This window comes from Pseudomonas svalbardensis, assembly GCF_030053115.1.
Lineage (GTDB): Bacteria > Pseudomonadota > Gammaproteobacteria > Pseudomonadales > Pseudomonadaceae > Aquipseudomonas > Aquipseudomonas svalbardensis.
The window spans coordinates 2,723,453-2,745,151 of the sequence record NZ_CP125619.1 but is presented as its reverse complement, the minus strand read 5'-3'; the positions used below and the strand labels follow the sequence as shown (position 1 = coordinate 2,745,151).

The 21,699-nt window shown below is 58.1% G+C and carries 18 protein-coding genes; 8 read left to right on the top strand and 10 right to left on the bottom strand.

Going from position 1 to position 21,699, the window contains the following annotated elements:
* Positions 1–31: 31 nt before the first annotated feature.
* Both QFX16_RS12650 and QFX16_RS12645 read right to left on the bottom strand, forming a co-directional pair.
* Positions 32–1,174 carry a glycerate kinase gene (locus QFX16_RS12650; protein ID WP_283184173.1) on the bottom strand — a complete coding sequence of 381 codons (1,143 nt, stop codon included), beginning with the start codon at positions 1,172–1,174 and terminating at the stop codon, positions 32–34.
* A 268-nt stretch (positions 1,175–1,442) separates the two neighbouring features.
* Positions 1,443–2,573: a sugar diacid recognition domain-containing protein gene (locus tag QFX16_RS12645; protein ID WP_283184172.1), complete on the bottom strand. Its 1,131-nt coding sequence runs from the start codon at positions 2,571–2,573 to the stop codon at positions 1,443–1,445.
* Positions 2,574–2,743: 170 nt separating this feature from the next.
* Here QFX16_RS12645 and QFX16_RS12640 point away from each other — a divergent pair, with 170 nt between their 5' ends.
* Entirely contained in the window at positions 2,744–4,054 is a 1,311-nt protein-coding gene (locus QFX16_RS12640; protein ID WP_033055148.1) for an MFS transporter, read from the top strand.
* A gap of 277 nt (positions 4,055–4,331) precedes the next feature.
* Here the strand turns inward: QFX16_RS12640 and QFX16_RS12635 are convergent, their stop codons facing one another.
* Entirely contained in the window at positions 4,332–4,694 is a 363-nt protein-coding gene (locus QFX16_RS12635) for a DUF6124 family protein (protein WP_283184171.1), read from the bottom strand.
* Between the two features lie 550 nt (positions 4,695–5,244).
* Positions 5,245–7,575, bottom strand: coding sequence for a YVTN family beta-propeller repeat protein (locus tag QFX16_RS12630; RefSeq protein WP_283184170.1), 2,331 nt, complete (start codon positions 7,573–7,575; stop codon positions 5,245–5,247).
* 253 nt (positions 7,576–7,828) lie between these two features.
* On the opposite strand from QFX16_RS12630, the gene QFX16_RS12625 reads away from it, so the two are divergent.
* Both QFX16_RS12625 and rarD read left to right on the top strand, forming a co-directional pair.
* Complete coding sequence (locus QFX16_RS12625; RefSeq protein WP_283184169.1) at positions 7,829–8,842, top strand: aldo/keto reductase; 1,014 nt, start codon at positions 7,829–7,831, stop codon at positions 8,840–8,842.
* Positions 8,843–8,960: 118 nt separating this feature from the next.
* Positions 8,961–9,848, top strand: coding sequence for an EamA family transporter RarD (gene rarD, locus QFX16_RS12620; protein ID WP_283184168.1), 888 nt, complete (start codon positions 8,961–8,963; stop codon positions 9,846–9,848).
* A 64-nt stretch (positions 9,849–9,912) separates the two neighbouring features.
* Here rarD and hppD read toward each other — a convergent pair whose 3' ends face one another.
* Together hppD and QFX16_RS12610 are read right to left on the bottom strand one after the other, a co-directional pair.
* Complete coding sequence (gene hppD / locus QFX16_RS12615) at positions 9,913–10,989, bottom strand: 4-hydroxyphenylpyruvate dioxygenase (protein ID WP_046054072.1); 1,077 nt, start codon at positions 10,987–10,989, stop codon at positions 9,913–9,915.
* A gap of 252 nt (positions 10,990–11,241) precedes the next feature.
* Positions 11,242–12,186 carry a DMT family transporter gene (locus QFX16_RS12610; RefSeq protein WP_283184167.1) on the bottom strand — a complete coding sequence of 315 codons (945 nt, stop codon included), beginning with the start codon at positions 12,184–12,186 and terminating at the stop codon, positions 11,242–11,244.
* A 79-nt stretch (positions 12,187–12,265) separates the two neighbouring features.
* On the opposite strand from QFX16_RS12610, the gene QFX16_RS12605 reads away from it, so the two are divergent.
* The 3 genes from QFX16_RS12605 to QFX16_RS12595 all read left to right on the top strand — a co-directional run bounded on the left by QFX16_RS12605 (position 12,266) and on the right by QFX16_RS12595 (position 15,382).
* Positions 12,266–13,138, top strand: a complete 873-nt coding sequence (locus tag QFX16_RS12605; RefSeq protein WP_283184166.1) for a LysR family transcriptional regulator — start codon at positions 12,266–12,268, stop codon at positions 13,136–13,138.
* A gap of 112 nt (positions 13,139–13,250) precedes the next feature.
* Positions 13,251–14,786 (top strand): EAL domain-containing protein, encoded by a 1,536-nt coding sequence (locus QFX16_RS12600; RefSeq protein ID WP_283184165.1) that lies wholly within the window; start codon positions 13,251–13,253, stop codon positions 14,784–14,786.
* Between the two features lie 233 nt (positions 14,787–15,019).
* Positions 15,020–15,382, top strand: a complete 363-nt coding sequence (locus tag QFX16_RS12595) for a histone-like nucleoid-structuring protein, MvaT/MvaU family (protein ID WP_283184164.1) — start codon at positions 15,020–15,022, stop codon at positions 15,380–15,382.
* A 173-nt stretch (positions 15,383–15,555) separates the two neighbouring features.
* Here the strand turns inward: QFX16_RS12595 and QFX16_RS12590 are convergent, their stop codons facing one another.
* The gene (locus QFX16_RS12590) at positions 15,556–16,080 is read right to left on the bottom strand and encodes a DUF4946 domain-containing protein (protein ID WP_283184560.1); all 525 of its coding nucleotides are present in this window, start codon (positions 16,078–16,080) and stop codon (positions 15,556–15,558) included.
* 145 nt (positions 16,081–16,225) lie between these two features.
* Here QFX16_RS12590 and gloA point away from each other — a divergent pair, with 145 nt between their 5' ends.
* Together gloA and QFX16_RS12580 are read left to right on the top strand one after the other, a co-directional pair.
* Positions 16,226–16,747, top strand: a complete 522-nt coding sequence (gene gloA, locus QFX16_RS12585) for a lactoylglutathione lyase (protein WP_046054068.1) — start codon at positions 16,226–16,228, stop codon at positions 16,745–16,747.
* A gap of 313 nt (positions 16,748–17,060) precedes the next feature.
* Positions 17,061–17,990, top strand: a complete 930-nt coding sequence (locus tag QFX16_RS12580; protein WP_283183157.1) for an IS110 family transposase — start codon at positions 17,061–17,063, stop codon at positions 17,988–17,990.
* Positions 17,991–18,169: 179 nt separating this feature from the next.
* Here the strand turns inward: QFX16_RS12580 and ahpF are convergent, their stop codons facing one another.
* From ahpF to QFX16_RS12565, 3 genes are all read right to left on the bottom strand, one after another.
* Positions 18,170–19,732 (bottom strand): alkyl hydroperoxide reductase subunit F, encoded by a 1,563-nt coding sequence (gene ahpF, locus QFX16_RS12575; RefSeq protein WP_283184163.1) that lies wholly within the window; start codon positions 19,730–19,732, stop codon positions 18,170–18,172.
* 140 nt (positions 19,733–19,872) lie between these two features.
* Positions 19,873–20,436 (bottom strand): alkyl hydroperoxide reductase subunit C, encoded by a 564-nt coding sequence (ahpC, locus tag QFX16_RS12570; RefSeq protein WP_010460707.1) that lies wholly within the window; start codon positions 20,434–20,436, stop codon positions 19,873–19,875.
* A gap of 145 nt (positions 20,437–20,581) precedes the next feature.
* Positions 20,582–21,526 (bottom strand): site-specific integrase, encoded by a 945-nt coding sequence (locus QFX16_RS12565; protein WP_283184162.1) that lies wholly within the window; start codon positions 21,524–21,526, stop codon positions 20,582–20,584.
* Positions 21,527–21,699: the final 173 nt, after the last annotated feature.

The following is a 21,699-nucleotide window of genomic DNA, read 5'->3' as shown; positions in this document are numbered from 1 at the left end:
GAGTCCATTCAATTACAGGATCGCGGGGTCTTCAGGCTTTGCGAGCGGCCACCCGCCAAACCCGCGCCACATCACTCGCCCGCTCCCGCAACAACCGCGGTGCCTCGGCACACGCCTGCTCCAGCGTCATCGGTCCACTGGCCAAGGCAAACGCGGCATCGATGCCATGTTCGTACAGCGCCTGGTAACCCTCACCCAGTGTTCCGGCGAGGACGATCACCGGCACGCCGTGCTGCCGAGCAATACGCGCCACACCAAACGGCGTCTTGCCACGCAGGGTCTGAGCATCGAAACGACCTTCTCCGGTGATCACCAGGTCCGCGCCCTTGACCGCATCGTCCAGGCCAACCAGCTCGGCGACCACTTCGACGCCAGCCTTGAACTGCGCCCCCAAAAACGCCTTGGCGCCAAATCCCAGGCCGCCTGCCGCACCGCTGCCCGGTTCGTCGCGAACGTCTTTGTTCAGGACTTGCGCGCACCGTTCGGCAAAGTGCCCGAGCGCGCGATCCAGTTGTTGGACTTGCTCGGGTGATGCCCCTTTTTGCGGACCGAAAATCGCTGAGGCACCGTGAGGGCCGCACAGTGGATTGTTGACGTCAGCGGCGATGTCGAAGCGTACCTGGGCCAGACGCGAGTCGATTTCACTCATGTCGATTCGCGCCAATTGCGCGAGGGCCAGACCACCCGGTGTCAGGGCCTGGCCCTGTGCGTCCAGCAGTTTGACGCCCAAAGCTTGCATCGCACCCGCCCCGCCGTCGTTGGTGGCGCTGCCGCCAATCGCCAGAATGACCCGTTGCGCCCCGGCATCGAGCGCCGCGCGGATCAGCTCGCCGGTGCCGAATGTGCTGCTGATGCAGGCGTCACGCTTGCCCGGCGGAACCCGTTGCAGGCCACTGGCCTCGGCCATTTCGATAATCGCGGTGTGGCTCTGGGGCAGCCAGCCCCAAGCGGCCTCAACCGTTGCGCCGAGCGGCCCGCGGACTGGGGTGCGGCGCAGTTCGCCCTCGCACGCCGCCAGAATCGACTCGACGGTCCCCTCCCCGCCGTCAGCCATCGGGCATTTGACCAGGAGCGCATCGGGCCAAACCTGCGCCAACCCCAGAGCAATGGCATCAGCCACACCCTGGGCACTCAGGCTGTCCTTGAACGAATCGGGGGCGATGACGATTTTCATGCGAATTCTCCAGTTCCAATGCGTTCCATGCTGCCAGCAGGCAAGAACAATAACGCCGGTCCGCTGCACAAGCCGGTGTGGCGTTTATTGTTCATTTCCACAAAACCTCCCTCCACACCGCTCGTTGTAGCAGCTGCCGAGCAGCGCGAGGCTGCGTTCGAGGACGAAGTCCTCGCAAATCCGGTGTACGCGATTTGCCTGATATACCGCGTTGCTTAAATGACGACGGCTTCGCCGCCGAACGCAGCCTCGCGCTGCTCGGCAGCTGCTACGGATTGGTGTTCGGTGCGTCGGTTTGTGGGAGTAGCTGGACGCCCAGATAAAGCGCGAGCATCCCGTCCAGTCTTAGCGGGTCAACACCGCTGAGCTCGGCAATCCGCTCCATTCGATAGCGCAAACTGTTGCGATGGATGCCCAGCGCATCGGCACACGCCTGGCTCTGACCATCGTGATCGCACCAGCTGCGCAGGGTCGCCAGCAGATGGCCGTTGCCATCCTTGGCGATGACTTTGCGCAGCGGTTTGAGCAACTCTTCCAGCGCGTCGTCGTTGCGGTGTCGCCAGAGCATCACCGGCAACCGATAACGGTTGAGCGTCAGCAAGCGGGAGTGCGGCAACACCTCTCGCCCATAGGCCAGCAAGTCGCCGACGCGTCGATAGCAACGACGCAGCCCGGACAATCCATCCGCCTGCCCGCCTACGGCAATGCGCAGAATGTTCCAGCCGAGGCCGTCGAGTTTTTCCAGCAACCGATCGTTCTCGATCGCCTGGCTGGCCGGTCGGCACCAGAGCAACGATGACTTGGCCGAACTCACGCACCAACTGTCCGGGTAGCGCGAGGTCAGCCAGGCGCTGAGCGCCTCGACGGTTTGCCCCGGACTGTGTTCCATCCCCAACTCGAACAGATACGGCACCCGCGTCATCTGCGGCTTGAGCCCAAGCTGTTGCGCTTCGTCGATCAGCCGCGGCGAATCCCCGGCCTCACTGAGCAGCAACGCCAGCAGATCATCGCAACGCTGGCGCCGCCATTGCTGTTCGGCCTGCTGATTGCGCTGGCCGACCAGCATCTCGGCGGTCATCCGCACCAGTTCGGCGTAGGTGCGTAATTGCTCGGGGTCACCGGTGATGCCCAGCACGCCAATCAAACGCTGATCGAGCAACAGCGGCAGGTTGATGCCCGGCTGCACGCCTTTCAAATGAATCGCCGTTTGAGCGTCGATCTCCACCACCCGACCGTTGGCCAGCACCAGTTGCGCGCCTTCATGACGGGTGTTGACGCGCTCCGGTTCGCCGCTGCCAAGAATCAGGCCCTGGCTGTCCATGACGTTGACGTTGTACGGCAGGATGGCCATCGCCCGGTCGACGATGTCCTGGGCCAGGTCGTGATCGAGTTCGAACATAGCGGGGATCCTTGAAAGCGTGATGGAGCGGATTGTTCACCCGCACAGGCCTTGGTTGCAAACCCTGTGCTCAGGCACAAAGACAATGACCCAAGCGGTGGCCGAGACTCACTGGGCGATCAACGTTACCCTTTGCATCGCAAAAAATCATAATAAAGAGAGAGCCCGCCATGTCACAGAGCGCCGCCGCTACCCAGGCCATCGTTGACGAGAAAAACGCCGTCTACAAACGCATTACCCTGCGTTTGATCCCCTTCATCTTCATCTGCTACCTGTTCAACTACCTTGACCGGGTGAACGTTGGATTTGCCAAGCTGCAGATGCTCGACGCGCTGAAATTCAGCGAAACCGTGTACGGCCTCGGGGCTGGGATCTTCTTTATCGGCTACGTGCTGTGCGGCGTCCCCAGCAATCTGGCCCTGACCAAATTCGGCCCGCGCCGCTGGATCGCACTGATGATGATCGTCTGGGGCTCGCTCTCGACCTGCCTGCTGTTCGTCACCACACCGACCGAGTTCTACACCTTGCGCCTGTTCACCGGCGCGGCCGAAGCCGGGTTCTTCCCAGGCGTGGTGCTCTACCTTTCGCAGTGGTTCCCGACCTTCCGCCGTGGCCGCATCATGGCGTTGTTCATGTCGGCGATCCCGGTGTCCGGCCTGCTCGGCAGCCCGTTTTCCGGCTGGATTCTCAATCACTTTGGCGCAGGCCAGGCGGGTTTGGCCGGCTGGCAGTGGATGTTCCTGCTGCAAGGTATCCCAACCGTGATCCTCGGCGCCCTCGCCTACTTCCTATTGAGCGACAGTTACGCCAACGCCAAATGGCTCACGCCGTTCGAGCGCTCGGTGCTGGAAGCCGACCACGCTGAAGACCTGGCCAACAAACCGAAAACCACCACCGACTCGCTGCTGGCGGTGTTCAAGAACCCGGCGATCTGGGCCTTCGGCCTGATCTATTTCTGCATCCAGAGCGGCGTCTACGCGATCAACTTCTGGCTGCCGTCGATTATCAAAAACCTGGGCTTCAGCGATAACCTGGTGATTGGCTGGCTCAGTGCGATTCCGTACCTGCTGGCGGCGCTGTTCATGTTGATGGTCGGCCGCTCGGCGGACCTGCGTAAAGAACGCCGCTGGCATTTGGTGGTGCCGATGCTTATGGGTGCGGTCGGTTTGCTGATCGCTGTGAACTTTGCGACTACACCGGCCATCGCCATCCTCGGCCTGACCATCGCCACCATGGGCGCCCTCACCGGTTTGCCGATGTTCTGGCCGGTGCCTACCGCGCTGCTCAGCGCGGGCGCTGCGGCGGGTGGTTTGGCGTTGATCAACTCCATGGGGCAGATGGCCGGGTTCCTGAGTCCGTATCTGGTGGGTTGGGTCAAGGACAGCACCGGGTCGACCGATGCCGCGCTTTACCTGCTGGCGGGCGTGATTGTTTGCGGGAGTTTGCTGGCGTTGCGCATGACGCGGACGTTGCGGGTTTAAGCTTCAGTAGACATGAGAAACGGCCCTTTTCGGGCCGTTTTTTTTGCCGAGGTGTTCGGCTTGAGTTTTGTGGTATTGCTTAAATCTATCCCCCTCACCCCAGCCCTCTCCCCCCAAGGGGCGAGGGGGAAAGGGGGCCGATCTTCATGCATTTCAAAGCCTGAGTTCGACTCAGAATTGCAGGTCGGTGTAGCTCTAAAAAACAACTCGGTCAGTCCCCTCTCCCTACGGGCGGTCCGACGTTTCGGGAGGGTTAGGGTGAGGGCTGCTTTTGCGTTTAACCCGGTGGATCGATGTTATCCAACGCCCGATTCACCGCCAGTTCGCCCAGCATGATGATCTGCGCGATGCCCAACAGCGAATTGCGACTCGACCCCTCCATTTGATCCGCCAGATCCATGGTCATGACATTGGCGGAGGCCAGCGACTCGCAAGCGTGGGCCAGCAGGGTTTCGGTATCGAGCTCCGGGTTGACGATGAACATGGTGCCGGGTGTGCGTGGGGTGTCTTTGATGTGGGCAGCCATGTTGAGGTAGTGATCGAGGTCGCGGTCAGCGGCTTCGTTGAGTTTTTTGAAATCGAGGCTTTCGTACGGGGATGCCGGATCGGTGTCCGGCGGATTGGGCGTTACTTTAAACATAGATGAAACTCCTAATTGAAATAAAGGAGCCTTCACCCTCGCTACCAAACGAAGGGTGGCGGCCATACGAAGGTTGGTAGACCGGCAATTAGGACCCGGCGCCCCCGAAGGAGCCCTGCGCATGGCCACCATAAAACCGAGACCTGAAAGGCCTACAAACGGTGGCGCTATGCGCCTAATTGCCGGGCTACCAAACCCGATCGCTTTTATTCAGCGACGGGGAAACGATAGAGCCCAGGCCCAAGGCGCACAAGCCGGCGGATTCTGGCGCAGTCGTAGGCAGCGGCGCAAGGATATGTAGCCCGAATCAGTATCTGGAGATGTCGATTAAACAACCCAGTCATTGCTCACTTTTCAATCGATAGGAGAGACGGATAAATATGTATGTCCCTCTTTCGTGGTCACTGCCAACGCCGCGCCATAACCGGATAAATAGATCTGTCCCCATATCTCGCTATCGGGTTTGGCGAGGGAAACACCCTGCAGTTCAGAACTGCAGGGTAAGCGGACATTTAGCCTTGACTCGAGACCGGCTAATGGGTGTCCCTGATTAGACCCCAATCACCGAGACCGTGTGGCTATCAGTGTTGCTGACATAAGCGCGGGCACCGTCCGGGCTGAGGGCGATCCCCATCGGAGAGATCCCGACCGGGATGTTCGTCAGGACTCGATCCGTCGCCGTATCAATCACCGAGACCGTGTGGCTAGCAAAGTTGCTGACATAAGCGCGGCTACCGTCCGGGCTGATGGCAACCCCGTACGGTTGGTTCCCGACCGGGATATTCGTCAGGACTCGATTCGTCGCCGTATCAATCACTGAGACCGTGTGGCTAAAAAAGTTGCTGACATAAGCGCGGCTACCATCCGGGCTGACGGCAACCCCCCCCGGATTGTTCCCGACCGGGGTGTTCGTCAGGACTCGATCCGTCGCCGTATCAATCACCGAGACCGTGTGGCTAGTCCAGTTGCAGACATAAGTGCGGGTACCGTCCGGGCTGACGGCAACCCCCCTCGGATAGGTCCCGACCGGGATGTTCGTCAGGACTCGATCCGTCGCCGTATCAATCACCGAGACCGTGTTGCTATCCAGGTTGCTGACATAAGCGCGGGTACCGTCCGGGCTGACGGCAACCCCCGACGGATTGTTCCCGACCGGGATGGTCGTCAGGACTCGATCCGTCGTCGTATCAATCACCGAGACCGTGTGGCCAGACTCGTTGTTGACATAGGCGCGGGTACCGTCCGGGCTGACGGCAACCCCCGTCGGACGGTTCCCGACCGGGATGGTCGTCAGGACTCGATTCGTCGCCGTATCAATCACCGAGACCGTATGGCTAGCCTGGTTGCAGACATAAGCGCGGGTACCGTCCGGGCTGACAGCGATCCCGAACGGACCGTTCCCGACCGGGATGCTACCGATTGGCCCCAGCCCCGTAACGGTTACGGTTGCGTTGGCGACCTGAGCACCACTGGTGGCGCTCAGACTGTAAGAGCCGGGGATGAGAGCGCCTTTGACGCGACTGACGCTGAGCCTGCCGGCAGCGTCGGTGATGAAGTCGCGCTGGCCGCTGCCGCCATCGGCGTACATGAAGTTGGTCGGGAGAGTCAGACTGAGCTTGCCCCCGGGGATGGGGGTGTTACTGCGGGTGCTGAGGAGCAACTCAACGTTCTTCAGCCGGCCAGCCGGGGCGATGGTGTAGGGCTCGTTGGTGAAGGTCGGCACGTCATGCTCCGCGCTAACCTGCGCCGTAGCCGTTTTGGACGTGGCCATGACCACGCTACCTCTGACCTGCTCATAGATCACCCTCACCACGCTGTCGGCAATGACCTTGGCATTGGGCACCATCAATTTATAGGTGAACGGGAGCCGCGAAACGGTGGCTTCAACGGAATGCGGCACCGCCGGGCCGCCAGACGGCGTTGACGTGTATTTCACGCGAATGATGTCATTGGGTTGCCACAGCGGTGCAAAGGCATGCACCAACACGGTCAGATCCTTGCTACCGAGTTTGCTGAGGTCGATGGTTTTCGGGTCATCGCTGGGGTCATCCGGGTCTTCGGCCAGGTCGGGGGCCACCAGCCGATTGCTCTTGAGATACACATCCACCAACAACGAAACCGACCACGGTGAATCCGTGTCAGGTCCGTTTCCCACCTGGTCGGTCACGGTGTACGAAAACACGAACCGGGGATGATCACCGGCGCGTTCGAAAACGGCTTTGTCGACGGTGACGCAAATCCTTGTCGGCTCGGCGGAAGGAGTGGCCGGTGCTTCGGCAGGCGTGACGTCGCGGTAGACGTCCTGGCCGTTGCAGTTCAACCAGATTCTGTCGTAGGCCCGGCAGTAAGGGTAAGAGAAACACACCTGCACACCCTGCGCCGCGCGGTCGGCGTCAATGCCGTTTTCGAGTACGTCCTCGGGCAGAATTAGTTCCAGCTCGGAGTGGCCATCGTCGCCATGAATGCGGTCTTCGATACCGGGGCGGATGGCGTTGTACAAGATCTCCAGCGGTGGCGTGGAGGTGCCCATGTTCTGACTGCCACGGGTCACCGTATAGGTGAGACGGTTGACGAACTCGGGCCTCAGCAGATTTTTGGGAATGTACAGGAAGACAGAATCATCCGTGGAGGCTGTCTGCGTACTGGCGATGTTTGGTTGGCCATTCAGGTTCAGCGCAACGGTATCGTTCGGTGCCTGCCCCTGGTACGCATCCACCTTGACCCTGGCGCCCATGGGGGACAGGTCATAAATCCGTATAGAGACACCGCAATGTCCCCCCACCACTGGCTTGGTGCTGCCAAGTACATCCGGCGCATACAGAACCAGAACGGTGATATCGGACGAAGTCTCAGCCAGTGTGTCGGGGGATTCGGTGGTCATGAAAACGCTCCTTCGTGGAACGACCGGGAGGGTCCGGCGGTTGGAGCTATCACACAGGGATCAGGGGCGGACTGGCTACTGTCAAATCTGACAGTGGCGACGAGTGGTTGCCCCGACCTTCATTCGAGGTGTTGAAGCGCCCGACCGTTTCTGGGCAAAAGTGCTGCCAGGCGCTTCGTCGATAAATCAGATTGCCCCGCCCCACCGTTCTGGTATTTGATTGAGCCTTTCCCACCGGTAAAAGGATTTCGGCATGAGCTACCGCACACTGGGTCATTCGGGTTTACAAGTGTCGACCCTGACCCTGGGCACCATGATGTTCGGCGAACAGACCCGCACCGAAGATTCCCTGCGGATCATCGACAAGGCCTGGGACCAGGGCATCAATTTCATCGACACCGCGGACGTTTACACCAACGGCCGCTCCGAAGAGATCGTCGGCGAGGCGATTGCCGGTAACCGCCACGAATGGGTGCTGGCGACCAAGGTCGGTTTCGGCCCGGTAGACGGCGTGCCGAACCGCAGCGGTCTGAGCCGCAAGCACCTGTTCAATGGCATCGACGCCAGCCTGACGCGTTTGGGCACCGATTATCTCGACATCTATTACCTGCACCGCGAAGACCACAACACGCCGCTGGAAGTCACGGTGTCGGCCATCGGCGATTTGATCCGCCAGGGCAAGATTCGCTATTGGGGTTTGTCGAACTACCGTGGCTGGCGCATCGCCGAGGTGATTCGTATCGCTGATCAACTGGGCGTCGACCGCCCAGTGATCAGTCAGCCGCTGTACAACATCGTCAACCGTCAGGCGGAAACCGAGCAGATCACCGCTGCGCAAAACTATGGCCTGGGCGTGGTGCCTTACAGCCCGCTGGCGCGTGGCGTGCTCAGCGGTAAGTACGCGCCGGACGCGAAGCCGGACGCCAACAGCCGAGCCGGGCGCGCCGATAAACGCATTCTGGAAACCGAATGGCGCGTCGAATCCCTGCGCATTGCTCAGCAGATCCAGCAGTACACCCAGGGTCGCGGCGTGGGCATCGTCGAATTCGCCATTGCCTGGGTGCTGAACAACAGCGCCGTGACTTCGGCCATCGTTGGACCGCGTACCGAAGAACAATGGAATGCCTACACAAAGGCGCAGGCGGTGAAGATTACGGCTGAGGATGAAGCGTTTATTGATTCGCTGGTTGTGCCTGGGCATGCGTCGACGCCGGGGTTTAATGATGTGAGCCACTTTGTGTCAGGGCGTAAACCGCGTCTGGCTTGAGATTTATCGCGAGCAGGCTCGCTCCCACATTAGGTTTGTGTTGATCAATCGGACAATATTCAACTCGAAAACCACGTATCCTCCGCACCCGTTTCACGTTCAACTTCGCGAGGACAGTTTGTCTAAAGGTATCGCTTTATCGGTTTCAGCCTCGGTGCTGTTTGCCGTCATGTATTACTACACTTCGTTGCTCACGCCTTTGAGCGGCGTGGAAATCTTCGGTTGGCGAATGCTGCTGACCCTGCCCTGCATGACCGTGTTCATGGTGGTCTCCGGTGAATGGAAACGCGTGGCCGCCCTTTTTCGGCGGCTGGTTGGCCAACCAAAACTGCTCGCCGGCCTGATCGTTTCCGCGACGCTGCTTGGCCTGCAACTCTGGCTATTCATGTGGGCACCGCTCAACGGCTATAGCCTCGACGTGTCTCTGGGCTACTTCCTGCTGCCGCTGTCCATGGTGCTGACCGGGCGGTTCGCCTATGGCGAGCGACTGTCTTACCTGCAAAAGGTTGCCGTGTTTTTTGCGTCCCTCGGCGTGCTCAACGAGCTGTATCAGGTTGGCGGTTTTTCCTGGGCGACCTCGCTGGTCGTCATCGGTTATCCGCTCTACTTCATCCTGCGCAAACGACTGGCGACCGACAACCTCGGCGGTTTGTGGATGGACATGGCCTTGATGTTGCCCGTGGCGTTCTGGTTCGTTCAGGGCGGTGATCAGGGTTTCGCCGTGTTCGATCAACACCCGTGGCTGTCGCTGCTGATCCCCTTACTCGGGGTGATCAGTGCTTCGGCGCTGGTGGTTTACATCATCGCCAGTCGGCTGTTGCCGTTCAGCCTGTTCGGGTTGTTGAGTTACGTCGAGCCGGTGCTGTTGCTCGGCGTTGCGTTGCTGCTGGGGGAAAGCATCAAGGCCGGTGAGTGGCTGACCTACATCCCGATTTGGTTGGCGGTGGTGGTGCTGGTGTTCGAAGGGTTCAAACATCTGGTCCGGCATCGACGGAAATCGATGTAGGACCGGCACGAAAAAGCCCGCTCAGCATTGCTGCTGACCGGGCTTTTTTTACATCTGAAACGGCTTAGTCGGTGGAAAGCACACCACGACGAACCTGGTCGCGTTCGATAGATTCGAACAGCGCCTTGAAGTTGCCTTCGCCGAAACCATCGTCGCCTTTACGCTGGATGAATTCGAAGAACACCGGGCCCATCAGGGTTTCCGAGAAGATCTGCAGCAGCAGACGCTTGTCGCCTGACTCGGACGAACCGTCCAGCAGAATGCCGCGCGATTGCAGTTGATCAACCGGCTCACCGTGGTTCGGCAAACGACCTTCGAGCATTTCGTAATAGGTCTCCGGCGGCGCGGTCATGAAGCGCATGCCGATGCTTTTCAGGTGATCCCAAGTCTTGATCAGGTCATCGGACAGGAAGGCAACGTGCTGGATGCCCTCGCCGTTGAACTGCATCAGGAACTCTTCGATCTGCCCGGCGCCTTTGGACGATTCTTCGTTCAGCGGGATGCGGATCATGCCGTCCGGCGCAGTCATGGCCTTGGAGGTCAGACCAGTGTATTCGCCCTTGATGTCGAAGTAACGGATCTCGCGGAAGTTGAACAGCTTCTCGTAGAAGTTGGCCCAGTAGGCCATGCGACCGCGATACACGTTGTGGGTCAGGTGGTCGATGATCTTCAGGCCAGCCCCGACCGGGTTGCGGTCAACGCCTTCGATGAACACGAAGTCGATGTCGTAGATCGAACTGCCTTCGCCGAAACGGTCGATCAGGTACAGCGGCGCGCCGCCGATGCCCTTGATCGCGGGCAGGTTCAGTTCCATCGGGCCGGTTTCGATGTGAATCGGCTGGGCGCCCAGTTCCAGGGCCCGGGCAAACGCCTGCTGGGCATTCTTGACGCGGAACGCCATGCCGCACACCGACGGACCGTGCTCGGCCGCGAAGTACGAAGCAACGCTGTGAGGTTCATTGTTGAGGATCAGGTTGATCTGGCCCTGGCGATACAGGTGCACGTCTTTGGAACGGTGGGTCGCGACCTTGGTGAAGCCCATGATCTCGAAGATCGGTTCCAGGGTGTTCGGGGTCGGCGATGCGAATTCGATGAATTCAAAGCCCATCAGGCCCATTGGGTTTTCGTATAAATCTGCCATGGTTGGCGCCTCATCATTTTCTTGTCAATTAACGGATCGTTAGTTGCTAGCAATGCTGAGACCGGCGGGTGGCGCACAGGAGATGCCCCGCACGCTGCGGGCGAGGAAGTCACCGTAGATCAATTGAAACCCGAAACTCTTCATTGTCGACCCAAGGCTCTTGCGGGCGAGGCTTCTGCTGCCAGAAGACGATTATTCTTGTATGCGTAACCCGATTCTACACAGCGTAAATAGGTTTGTCCGCCTTCTGTATCAAATCCCCTTTTTCCCTGCTCGCGCAAGGGGTTTGTTGCACAGGAAAATCCCCGCGAAGATCAGCCCTCCTCCCAGGCACATCGCCAGGGTCAACTGCTCGCCTAACAACAGCGCACCGAGGATCACCGCAGTCAGCGGGTTGAGGGCGATAAACACGCCTGAACGCGTCGCGCCGATTTTGCGAATGCCGTCGTAATAGCCGATATAGGCCAGCGCCGAACCCAATACGCCCAGGTACATCAGGCTCATCCATTGCGTTGGCCCGAGGCTGGTGAGTGCATTAATACTCAACTCACCGCGAACAGCACTGGTCACCCACAGCATCAGCGTGCCCAACAGAATCGAGTACGTCACCGTTTGCACCGGGCCTAGCGTCTGGTTCAGATCTTTGGAGAACAGCGAGTAAACGCCCCAGCCGAGCACACAGCCGAAGATCAACAGATCGCCGATCCACGCATCGGGATTGCTGGCCAATAGTTGTGGATTACGGCTGACGATCACCAGGCTCGCCCCGGCAATACAGATCGCAATACCAACTACTTTCGCTCGACTCAAGCGCTCCTTGAACAACAGCCATGACACCAGCCCGATCACGGCCGGGTTCAACGCCACGATCAATGACGCCCGTGAGGCATTGATGTAGTGCAGCCCATAAAAGAAGCACAGGTTGTAGAAAAAAATCCCGAAAAAACCCAGCAGCGCCAATTGCAGCCATTGCCTGGGGCTGGGCCTTGCAAGAGGCACGCGGGCCAGTAGCAGAAACACCAGCAACGCCACGCTGGCCAGCAAGAATCGCAGGCTGGCGGCAAACAAGGGGCTGAGGCTATCGGCCAGAAACCGCCCGGCGACAAAGGTGCCGCCCCAGATCATGGTGACGGCAGCCAGTTTCAGATAAACCGGGACATCCGAAGGGTTGGACAGGCTTTGCTCATAGGTCGTCATAGGTTTCCACAACGAGAAATCGGGAGAGATGAAGTATCATTCGATTAATACCTTCTCATCGTAAAATGAGTAAACACTCATGACCCTTACCCAACTGGAGATATTTTCTCTGGTCGCCGAGCTTCAAGGCTTTACGGCGGCAGCCAATCGATTGGGGATTTCCCAATCCGCGGTCTCTCACGCCCTCAAGTCGCTGGAACAGGAATTGGGCGTCGAACTGCTGCGCCGGCATCAGTCTCGGGTCGAACTCAGCGACATCGGCCAACAGCTTTTGATGCGCGCCCGGGCGATGCTGGGCCTGGCCAATACCTTGCGCCAAGAAGCGGCCGATGCTCGCGGAATGAAACGCGGCACGTTGCGCATCGGCTCGTTCGGCCCGACCTCATCGATCAAACTGCTGCCGCTGATCCTGCAGCACTACCGCGCGGCCCACCCGGGCATCGAGGTCCACATTGACGAAGGCCCGGACCGGCAGGTGATCCAGTGGCTGGAGGAACGGCGTATCGATATCGGCTTCGTGGTGTTACCCGAGGAGCGGTTCGACACCTTTGCGCTGATCGAGGACCAAATGGTCGCGCTGCTGCCCGTCGATCATCCGCTGACCCGTCGCGACAGCCTGACCCTGAGCGATTTGTGTAACGACCCCTTTGTATTGACCGAGGCCGGCTCGTCGGAACTGGTGTCGCGGCTATTCAGTGCCGCGCGGCTGACACCGAACATCCGTTATCGCTGCTCGCAACTCCTGAGTACGCTGGATACCGTTGGCCGAGGCGATGCGCTGACGGTCGTCGCCGAAAGCTCATTGCCCGATGATCGCGACAGTCGTTACGTGAAAAAACCGCTATCGCCAACGGTCACACGCCAAGTTGGTCTGGCGGTGCTCGACCAGCGCCAGTCATCCCCTGCGGCGCTGGCTTTTATCAAACTGGCCGAGCGCCTGAACTACCGTTGAGCGGCACACGGGCCGGGGGCCAACTATCATGGCCTCTACCTGAACTCTTTTTGGAAGGCGTCCCGTCCTGCCAGCATTTGAGAGCCCTACTTAATCATTACAGGTTTCGCAAATGCCACTGAATGTCAAAACCCGCCGCAAACGCGGCACCAGGATGGCTGTCACGCTACTGAGCGGATTACTCCCGGTGTTGTTGGGGTTCGCCATTCTTTATATGCAAGCTGAGCGTACGCTCAAGCAAAGTACTGAACAGACGGCCGAAGAAGCCATTCGCCAATTCGAATTGATGCTCGACAACACCGCCCAAGCCGCTCAGGAACTGCTGCCGCTGGCCGGCCAAAACTGCAACGACATCAAACTGGCCTTGCGCGAACAGGTCACCCGCCGGCCGTTCGTGCGCTCGACCAATCTGGTGTGGGACAACAACATTTACTGCAGCTCATTGTTCGGTGACGTTCAGGAAGCAATCGTTTCCGGCGACTACAGCGAAGGCGCGTTGTTGCTGATGAAAGGCAACCCCGTCACGCCTGATACTGCATTACTTGTGTATCGGCTCAGCAAAGAAAAACAGGGCGCGATGAGCACTCTGGACGGGTATCACCTGAGCAACGTACTGCGAATGATCGGCCGCAAGACGTTGCCGCTATTGCAAGTCGGCCCTCATTGGTTGTCCGCCGATGGCAAATTCCATGAAGGCGCCCTGCCTGCCTTTGCGGTGGCGCAAACCAGACTGACGTCCTCGCGTTACACCTTTTCCGTGGCGGCAGGGTTTCCTGAAGGTGAAACCTGGCGCTACATGAGCAGCGAGTATCCGCCGCTGTTTAGCCTACTGATCTTCTTCGGCGTGATTTCCGGCTTGATCGGGCACTTTGTGCAAAAACGCTCGTCATCGCCGAGCAATGAAATGCGGCGCGCCCTGGAAGCGGCGGAGTTCATTCCATACTTTCAGCCTGTGGTGCATGGCACCAACAAGAAGTGGTCCGGCGCCGAGGTGCTGATGCGCTGGAATCATCCCAAGGAAGGTCTGGTGCGTCCGGACCTGTTCATTCCGTTTGCCGAACACTCCGGGCTGATCGTGCCGATGACCCGCTCGTTGATGCAGCAGACGGCCGAATTGTTGGCGCCTGTTTCATCCTCCTTCGAGGGCGCTTTTCACATCGGCATCAACATTACCGCCAGCCACTGCAAGGACCTGGAACTGGTCGAGGATTGCCGTCAATTCCTCGCGGCCTTCGCACCGGGTGCCGTCAGTCTGGTGCTGGAACTCACCGAGCGCGAACTCATCGAACCCACGGCCATCACCCACCAACTGTTCGAGCAGCTTCACGCGCTGGGCGTGATGATCGCGATCGATGACTTCGGCACCGGTCACTCAAGCCTGGGTTACCTGCGTCAGTTCAACGTGGACTTTCTGAAAATCGACCAGAGTTTTGTCGCCATGATCGGCGTTGATGCCCTCTCACGGCATATCCTGGACACCATCATCGAACTCTCGGCCAAGCTCGATCTGGGCATCGTCGCCGAAGGCGTGGAAACCGTGGAGCAAAGTGATTATCTGACCGCCCACGGCGTGAACTTCTTGCAAGGTTATCTGTTCGGTCGGCCGATGCCCGGCGCGGACTTCATTAACGCATTAAGTCACCATTAACTAGCCGCGCTAAGCGACGAGACAAGAAGATCGCGCACCCATTTGAATCAAAAGACTACTGTTGTTACATGAAGAAAAAGACAGGATTTACTCTTGGCCAATTAACTACTACAATTTTTCATGCCTGCGCAAGATTGGCAGGTGAGCCATTATCACCGAGTCGCTTCAAGGCTCTTGGCTTATAGCTTTGTTTGCGGTTGGTATCAGCCAAACACACTATTGGAGTAAAGATATTGTCCAGACTCGCTGAATTTCGTGCAGCTGAAAAGGCCCTTCAAGAGCAGCTCAAGCAGCTGGAAACCCTGAAGAATGATGCCGGGCTCAAGAAAGAAATCGAATTCGAAGAAAAGCTCCAGGGGCTGATGAAAACCTACGGCAAGAGCCTGCGCGACATCATCGCCATTCTCGATCCGAACCCGGCAAAATCCGGTCTGCAACAGGCAACACCTAAAACCCGCCGCGCTCGCGTGGTCAAGGTTTATCAGAATCCGCACACCGGTGAACTGATTGAAACCAAGGGTGGCAACCACCGCGGCCTGAAAGCCTGGAAGGAACAATACGGTGCAGCTACCGTTGATTCCTGGCTGCGTAGCTAAGCATTCGCGGTGACAAAAAAGCCCTGCCAATGCAGGGCTTTTTTATGGACGCCTTCTAAATGCAACGATTGGCGTCGATCAACTCGCTACTTGTTGAATAACTTTGTGCTTAATCCCTTTGGTATCTAAAAATTTCAGAATGCGCTGAAACCGGCAGCCATTGAAATCTTTAACTAAAGTTTCAAGCTGTTACGGGCTGCCTCTATTTCATCCTGACTTGCCTTATAAACCTCTGCCTGCCCCGCGTAGGAAAGAACATAGGCCTTATCGCCATCCACGGCGGCAACCAATGTTTGAGAGAGCATATGCCTTCCGTTCTGCGTGATCGTGCAGGTAGTTTCCAGCGCTGATAAGCGGCTCAACGTCGTCGGGTGAATCTTGTTGCAGACACTTTGATAACCGCCTTGAAAGAAGTCCTTCTGCACCGACTTGCGCATCTCCAGCAACACGCCTTGCAAATTCACCTGATGACCGCTTTCCACCTGAGTCATGGTCAACTCCATCACCATTACCGGCGTGCCGTACTGATCGTTCTTCACCGCGCGCTGGCGGGAAACGTGGGTATTGGCGTCATCTTGCGGGACAGCTTCGACCTCCCAGCCGTTGGGCCAGGTCATGATTGGCTCATCTGCAAGAGCGCTGTTAACACCTGAAAGCACGCAGATCAGGACGACCATCGATTTACAGAAACGAATCATTGCAATGAACACTCACGGATTGAACCGTAAAGTCTGAGCCTCGCCCGTCTGTCAGGCAATAGCCGACGCTTTGGGTTTGGTGATGTCCGAGCCCTTGCGTATCATTGTCGCCATTCGTTAGCCCCACTTATTTTCCGGAGGGCCCATGAGCCTGCACGAATTGAACACCTTCCCAGGCGTGACTGCCCAACCTGATACCGCCACCCAGAAGTTCGTCTTCAACCACACCATGCTGCGGGTCAAGGACATCACCAAGTCCCTGGATTTCTACACGCGCATTTTGGGTTTCTCGCTGGTGGAAAAACGCGACTTCCCGGAAGCCGAGTTCAGCCTGTACTTCTTGGCGCTGGTCGATAAAAACCAGATCCCGGCCGACGCTGCTGCTCGCACCGAGTGGATGAAGTCGATCCCCGGAATTCTCGAGCTGACCCACAACCACGGCACCGAGAACGACGCGGATTTCGCTTACCACAACGGCAACACCGACCCGCGCGGTTTCGGTCACATCTGCATCTCGGTGCCGGATATCGTCGCTGCGTGCGAGCGCTTCGAAGCGCTGGGCTGCGACTTCCAGAAGCGCCTGAATGACGGCCGTATGAAGAGCCTGGCCTTTATCAAAGACCCGGATGCGTACTGGGTTGAGATCATCCAGCCTGCACCGCTGTAAGCCCCACTGCAGATCCCCTGTGGGAGCGGGCTTGCTCGCGAATGCGGTGTGTCATTCAGCAGTGATGTCGGCTGACAGTCCGCATCCGCGAGCAAGCCCGCTTGTGTCTTGCGCAGGAATTAGACTGAGGGTGAGAGCGGTGAGTGGCAAGCTGAATGCCCGGAGTGCTTAAAGCACGTGTGGGAGCCCATGCTGCCATTCACCTCTCCGCTCTGGTTATTGAGCCCGAACAGTTGAACGAGCCGACCTCGAACATTACAAGCGTGGTGCCCAGCCAGAGCGCTCTCACCTTTGAGTGTAAGAGGGATCGGCTATGTTTTCCTGCGCAGGCATCGATGTTTCCAAAGATACCCTTGAAGTTCGGATTAACCCGCAAGACGTTGGCGCGAGTCACCTCAATACCGCCAGTGATTTCCTTGCGCTGATTGACTGGTTAAAGCGCTATCAGGTCAGCCGCGTATTGCTGGAAGCCACCGGCGGCTATGAGCGAGAGGTCATGAAAGCGCTTCAGGCTGCCGGCTTCGAAGTCTTGCGGATCAACCCTCGCCGAGCCAGGGATTTTGCCAAGGCCATGGGGCAGCGCGCTAAAACCGACCCGATAGATGCGCGGCTGCTCGCGCAGTTTGCCGAAGTCATAAAGTCGCCAAGCAACCGAATCACCAGCCCTGAACAGGACAATTTGCGTGCGCTGGTACAGCAGCGCGAAAATTTTGTTCAGCAGCAAGGCGACGATATACGGCGCCTTAAAACAGCCTCTGCTGACACGGTAAAACCCTGTCTGCGAAGTCATATCGACTATTTATGCCAAGCCATAAAGTCGATAGAAAAGCTGATCCGTCAAACTGCTAAAGACCTGGACAGTGATAAAACGGCCCGTTTGTGCTCGGTCAAGGGTATAGGGCTCGTGACGGCAGCCAGCTTGATGGCCTACTTACCCGAACTGGGCGAGGTTGGACGGCACGAGATTGCAGCGCTGGCAGGCATAGCCCCCTACAACGACGACAGTGGCAAGCATGAAGGCCCCCGCCACATTAGCGGCGGCAGGTTTGCTGCGCGTCGGGCAATGTACATGGCGTGCTGGGTGGTGATTCAGCGACAGCCTGAGTTCAAAGCGCGGTATGACGCACTGCGTCATAAGGGTAAATGCGCAAAAGTAGCGCTCATCGCCTGTATGCGTGTGTTGTTGATACGGCTGAACGCCATGATCCGAGACCGAACTGAGTGGAAACAACCCTTGGCCTAAAACGGGTCGCGGTGTTCCTGTAGGGCATCGCATGGCGTAAAGCTGTGGGAATTCAGCTGTCTATCAATATGCTTTCAAAATAAAGGTCATCAAGACAGTTGCTCCCACATTGGGAATGTATGAAGCACAAAAAAACCCCATGATCGCTCATGGGGTTTTTGTGTTTTCAGCGCCGGGTTTTATGCCGGAGCCGAGGTGCGGATCAAGTGATCGAATGCGCTCAGGGAAGCCTTGGCGCCCTCGCCCACCGCAATCACGATCTGCTTGTACGGCACGGTGGTCACGTCACCGGCAGCGAACACGCCCGGCATCGATGTCTCACCGCGGGCATCGACGATGATCTCACCGCGAGGCGACAACTCGATGGTGCCTTTGAGCCAGTCGGTGTTGGGCAGTAAGCCGATCTGCACGAAAATTCCTTCCAGCTCGACGCTACGCAACTCGTCCGACTGACGATCCTTGTAGCGCAGGCCATTGACCTTCTGATCGTCGCCCAACACTTCAGTGGTTTGCGCACTGGTGATCACGGTGACGTTCGGCAGGCTGTGCATCTTGCGCTGCAAGACCGCATCGGCGCGCAGCTGCACATCGAACTCCAGCAGTGTTACGTGGGACACGATACCCGCCAGGTCGATGGCCGCTTCGACGCCGGAGTTACCGCCGCCAATCACCGCCACACGCTTGCCTTTGAACAGCGGACCGTCGCAGTGCGGGCAGTACGCCACGCCTTTGTTGCGGTATTGCTGCTCACCCGGGACGTTCATTTCACGCCACCGCGCACCGGTCGCCAAAATCACAGTCTTGGCTTTCAAGGTCGCGCCGCTGGCGAAGTGGACTTCGTGCAACTCGCCGTTCTTGCCCGGCACCAACTTGTCGGCGCGTTGCAGGTTCATGATGTCGACGTCGTATTGTTTGACGTGCTCTTCCAGCGCCACAGCCAGTTTCGGCCCTTCGGTTTCCTGCACGGAGATGAAGTTCTCGATAGCCATGGTGTCGAGCACCTGCCCACCAAAACGTTCAGCTGCCACACCGGTACGAATGCCTTTACGGGCAGCGTAGATCGCGGCCGAAGCACCGGCCGGGCCACCACCGACGACCAGTACGTCGAAGGCTTCTTTGGCGCTGATCTTCTCGGCTTGACGCTCGATACCGCTGGTGTCGATCTTGGCGAGGATTTCTTCCAGGCCCATACGGCCCTGGCCAAAGTTCACGCCGTTCAGGTAAACGCTTGGCACGGCCATGATCTGACGGTCATCGACTTCGGCCTGGAACAGAGCGCCGTCAATGGCGACGTGGCGGATGTTCGGGTTAAGCACGGCCATCAGGTTCAGTGCCTGGACCACGTCCGGGCAGTTCTGGCAGGACAGCGAGAAGTAAGTCTCGAAGTTGAAATCGCCTTTGAGCGAACGGATCTGTTCGATCACTTCAACGCTGGCCTTCGAAGGGTGACCGCCGACTTGCAGCAAGGCCAGCACCAGGGATGTGAATTCGTGGCCCATCGGGATGCCGGCGAAACGCAGGCTGATATCGGCACCCGGGCGGTTGATCGAGAACGATGGTTTACGTGCATCATCCCCGTTGTCGAGCAACGTAATCTGGTTGGAAAGACTGGTAACGTCTTTGAGTAATGCGAGCATTTCCTGGGATTTCGCACCGTCGTCGAGGGAGGCGATGATCTCGATCGGCTGGGTGACCCGTTCCAGGTACGATTTCAACTGGGCTTTAAGATTGGCGTCCAACATACGGGCGATTTCCTTTTTTTGCAGTTACATAAAGAGCCGACATAAAAAAACGCCCGAGCGAATCTCGCCCGGGCGTTTTTATTGGGCGTTTGCAGCCTACTTAGGTGCGGAAACCCGCCCTGATGATGCGTTCCACAGACTTAGATCTTGCCGACCAGGTCCAGGGACGGAGCCAGAGTGGCCTCGCCTTCTTTCCACTTGGCTGGGCAAACCTGACCTGGGTGAGCAGCGACGTACTGAGCAGCCTTGATTTTGCGCAGCAGCTCGGAAGCGTCACGGCCAACGCCGCCGTCGTTCAGTTCGACGATTTTGATCTGACCTTCTGGGTTGATCACGAAGGTGCCACGGTCAGCCAGACCAGCGTCTTCGATCAGCACGTCGAAGTTGCGGGAGATGGCGTGAGTCGGGTCGCCGATCATGGTGTACTGGATTTTGCCGATGGCTGGCGAAGTGTTGTGCCAGGCAGCGTGAGCAAAGTGGGTATCGGTGGAAACGCTGTAGATCTCGACGCCCAGCTTCTGGAACGCGTCGTAGTTGTCAGCCAGGTCTTCCAGTTCGGTCGGGCAAACGAAGGTGAAGTCGGCAGGGTAGAAGAACACGACAGACCACTTGCCTTTCAGGTCAGCGTCCGACACTTTTACGAAGTCGCCATTTTTAAAGGCGTCAGCTTTGAACGGTTTAACTTGGCTGTTGATGATAGGCATCGATGACTCTCCGTCAGGGTTGAAAAGTTTGGTTGAGAAGTTGATGGAGTGAATCCTACCGACTCGATTGCCGGATGGCTCATTGGCAAAGCTCATGCTGCTCATTGGTTTTCGCTATTAGCCGAACGTATTAATAGAATAAAACTTACTTAGCAGCGCCAATGGTTTTTTCCGCGAGCGGTGTCATCCCGAGAAACGGGCTGGCTTCAACATAGCGCATGGCGGACTTCATATCCTTCCAGCCCACGTAACTCATCAACGACTTCAAGTCCCACCCGCTCTGATGGGCCCAGGTGGCAAAGCCGCGCCGCAAGGAGTGACTGGTGTAGTGCTCGGCCGGGATCCCGGCGCGCTCCAGCGCCTGGCGTAGTAACGGGATCACGCTGTTGGCGTGCAGCCCCTCCTCGCTCAGGTGGCCCCACCGGTCGATGCCTCGGAATACCGGCCCGCGAACCAACGCGGCTTCGGTGATCCAATCGATGTACGCCTGCACCGGGCACAGGCGCTGCAACGCGGGCGTCTGGTAAGTCTTGCCGAGGTTTTCGTGGTCACTCTTGGTTCGCGGCAAATAGAGCGTGATGCCTGAGTCGGCAGCCGCTTTAACGTGCTCAATCTGTAGCCGGCACAACTCGTCGCTACGAAAACCGCGCCAGAAACCCAACAGAATCAGCGCCGTGTCGCGCCTGGCCCGCAACAGAGCCGGTTGATCGTGTTTAGATTTCGCGGTTTGCGCTTCTAGCTGCAACCAGGCAACCACTTGCTCCAGATGCTGAAGCTGTAACGGCTCGGCCTGTTTTTCTTGAGCCGGGTGTAGCGCGCGAATGCCCTTGAAGACCTTGCGCACCACCGGCGCCTTGGTGGGATCAGGAAAACCCTGACTGTTGTGCCATTGCGCCAGCGCTGACAAACGCAACTTCAAGGTATTGATCGACAGCACACCCGCATAAGCGACGAGGTAGCGCGCCACGCTGTCGCTGGTCGCCGGCAGGAAGCCGCCCCAACTGACTTCGAAATGCTCGACAGCCGCCCGGTAGCTGCGACGGGTGTTGTCGCGGGTGGCGGCTTGCAGGTAACGATCCAGCTCAGTCATGGGCTCAACTCTCTAAAACGTACCGCTTTGGCGGGTGAAAACGCGCCACAGGGCTTATCACACGGGGTAATACCAGTATATCCCGTATGAATACCTATCGTATTCTAAGTTTTTAGTTAGCGTGGTACATTGTGTACTTAAGTGGCATGTACCACAGTACGAAATCGTAGGAG

What these genes read in the sequence shown, in the direction of transcription:
- QFX16_RS12600 (WP_283184165.1), top strand. Translation starts at nt 13,251, where the DNA reads ATGCCACTGAATGTCAAAACCCGCCGCAAACGCGGCACCAGGATGGCT.
- QFX16_RS12580 (WP_283183157.1), top strand. Translation starts at nt 17,061, where the DNA reads ATGTTTTCCTGCGCAGGCATCGATGTTTCCAAAGATACCCTTGAAGTT.
- ahpF (WP_283184163.1), bottom strand. Translation starts at nt 19,732, where the DNA reads ATGTTGGACGCCAATCTTAAAGCCCAGTTGAAATCGTACCTGGAACGG.
- ahpC (WP_010460707.1), bottom strand. Translation starts at nt 20,436, where the DNA reads ATGCCTATCATCAACAGCCAAGTTAAACCGTTCAAAGCTGACGCCTTT.
- QFX16_RS12630 (WP_283184170.1), bottom strand. Translation starts at nt 7,575, where the DNA reads ATGACCACCGAATCCCCCGACACACTGGCTGAGACTTCGTCCGATATC.
- QFX16_RS12565 (WP_283184162.1), bottom strand. Translation starts at nt 21,526, where the DNA reads ATGACTGAGCTGGATCGTTACCTGCAAGCCGCCACCCGCGACAACACC.
- QFX16_RS12645 (WP_283184172.1), bottom strand. Translation starts at nt 2,573, where the DNA reads ATGTTCGAACTCGATCACGACCTGGCCCAGGACATCGTCGACCGGGCG.
- QFX16_RS12650 (WP_283184173.1), bottom strand. Translation starts at nt 1,174, where the DNA reads ATGAAAATCGTCATCGCCCCCGATTCGTTCAAGGACAGCCTGAGTGCC.
- QFX16_RS12625 (WP_283184169.1), top strand. Translation starts at nt 7,829, where the DNA reads ATGAGCTACCGCACACTGGGTCATTCGGGTTTACAAGTGTCGACCCTG.
- gloA (WP_046054068.1), top strand. Translation starts at nt 16,226, where the DNA reads ATGAGCCTGCACGAATTGAACACCTTCCCAGGCGTGACTGCCCAACCT.
- QFX16_RS12640 (WP_033055148.1), top strand. Translation starts at nt 2,744, where the DNA reads ATGTCACAGAGCGCCGCCGCTACCCAGGCCATCGTTGACGAGAAAAAC.
- hppD (WP_046054072.1), bottom strand. Translation starts at nt 10,989, where the DNA reads ATGGCAGATTTATACGAAAACCCAATGGGCCTGATGGGCTTTGAATTC.
- QFX16_RS12610 (WP_283184167.1), bottom strand. Translation starts at nt 12,186, where the DNA reads ATGACGACCTATGAGCAAAGCCTGTCCAACCCTTCGGATGTCCCGGTT.
- QFX16_RS12635 (WP_283184171.1), bottom strand. Translation starts at nt 4,694, where the DNA reads ATGTTTAAAGTAACGCCCAATCCGCCGGACACCGATCCGGCATCCCCG.
- QFX16_RS12605 (WP_283184166.1), top strand. Translation starts at nt 12,266, where the DNA reads ATGACCCTTACCCAACTGGAGATATTTTCTCTGGTCGCCGAGCTTCAA.
- QFX16_RS12590 (WP_283184560.1), bottom strand. Translation starts at nt 16,080, where the DNA reads ATGATTCGTTTCTGTAAATCGATGGTCGTCCTGATCTGCGTGCTTTCA.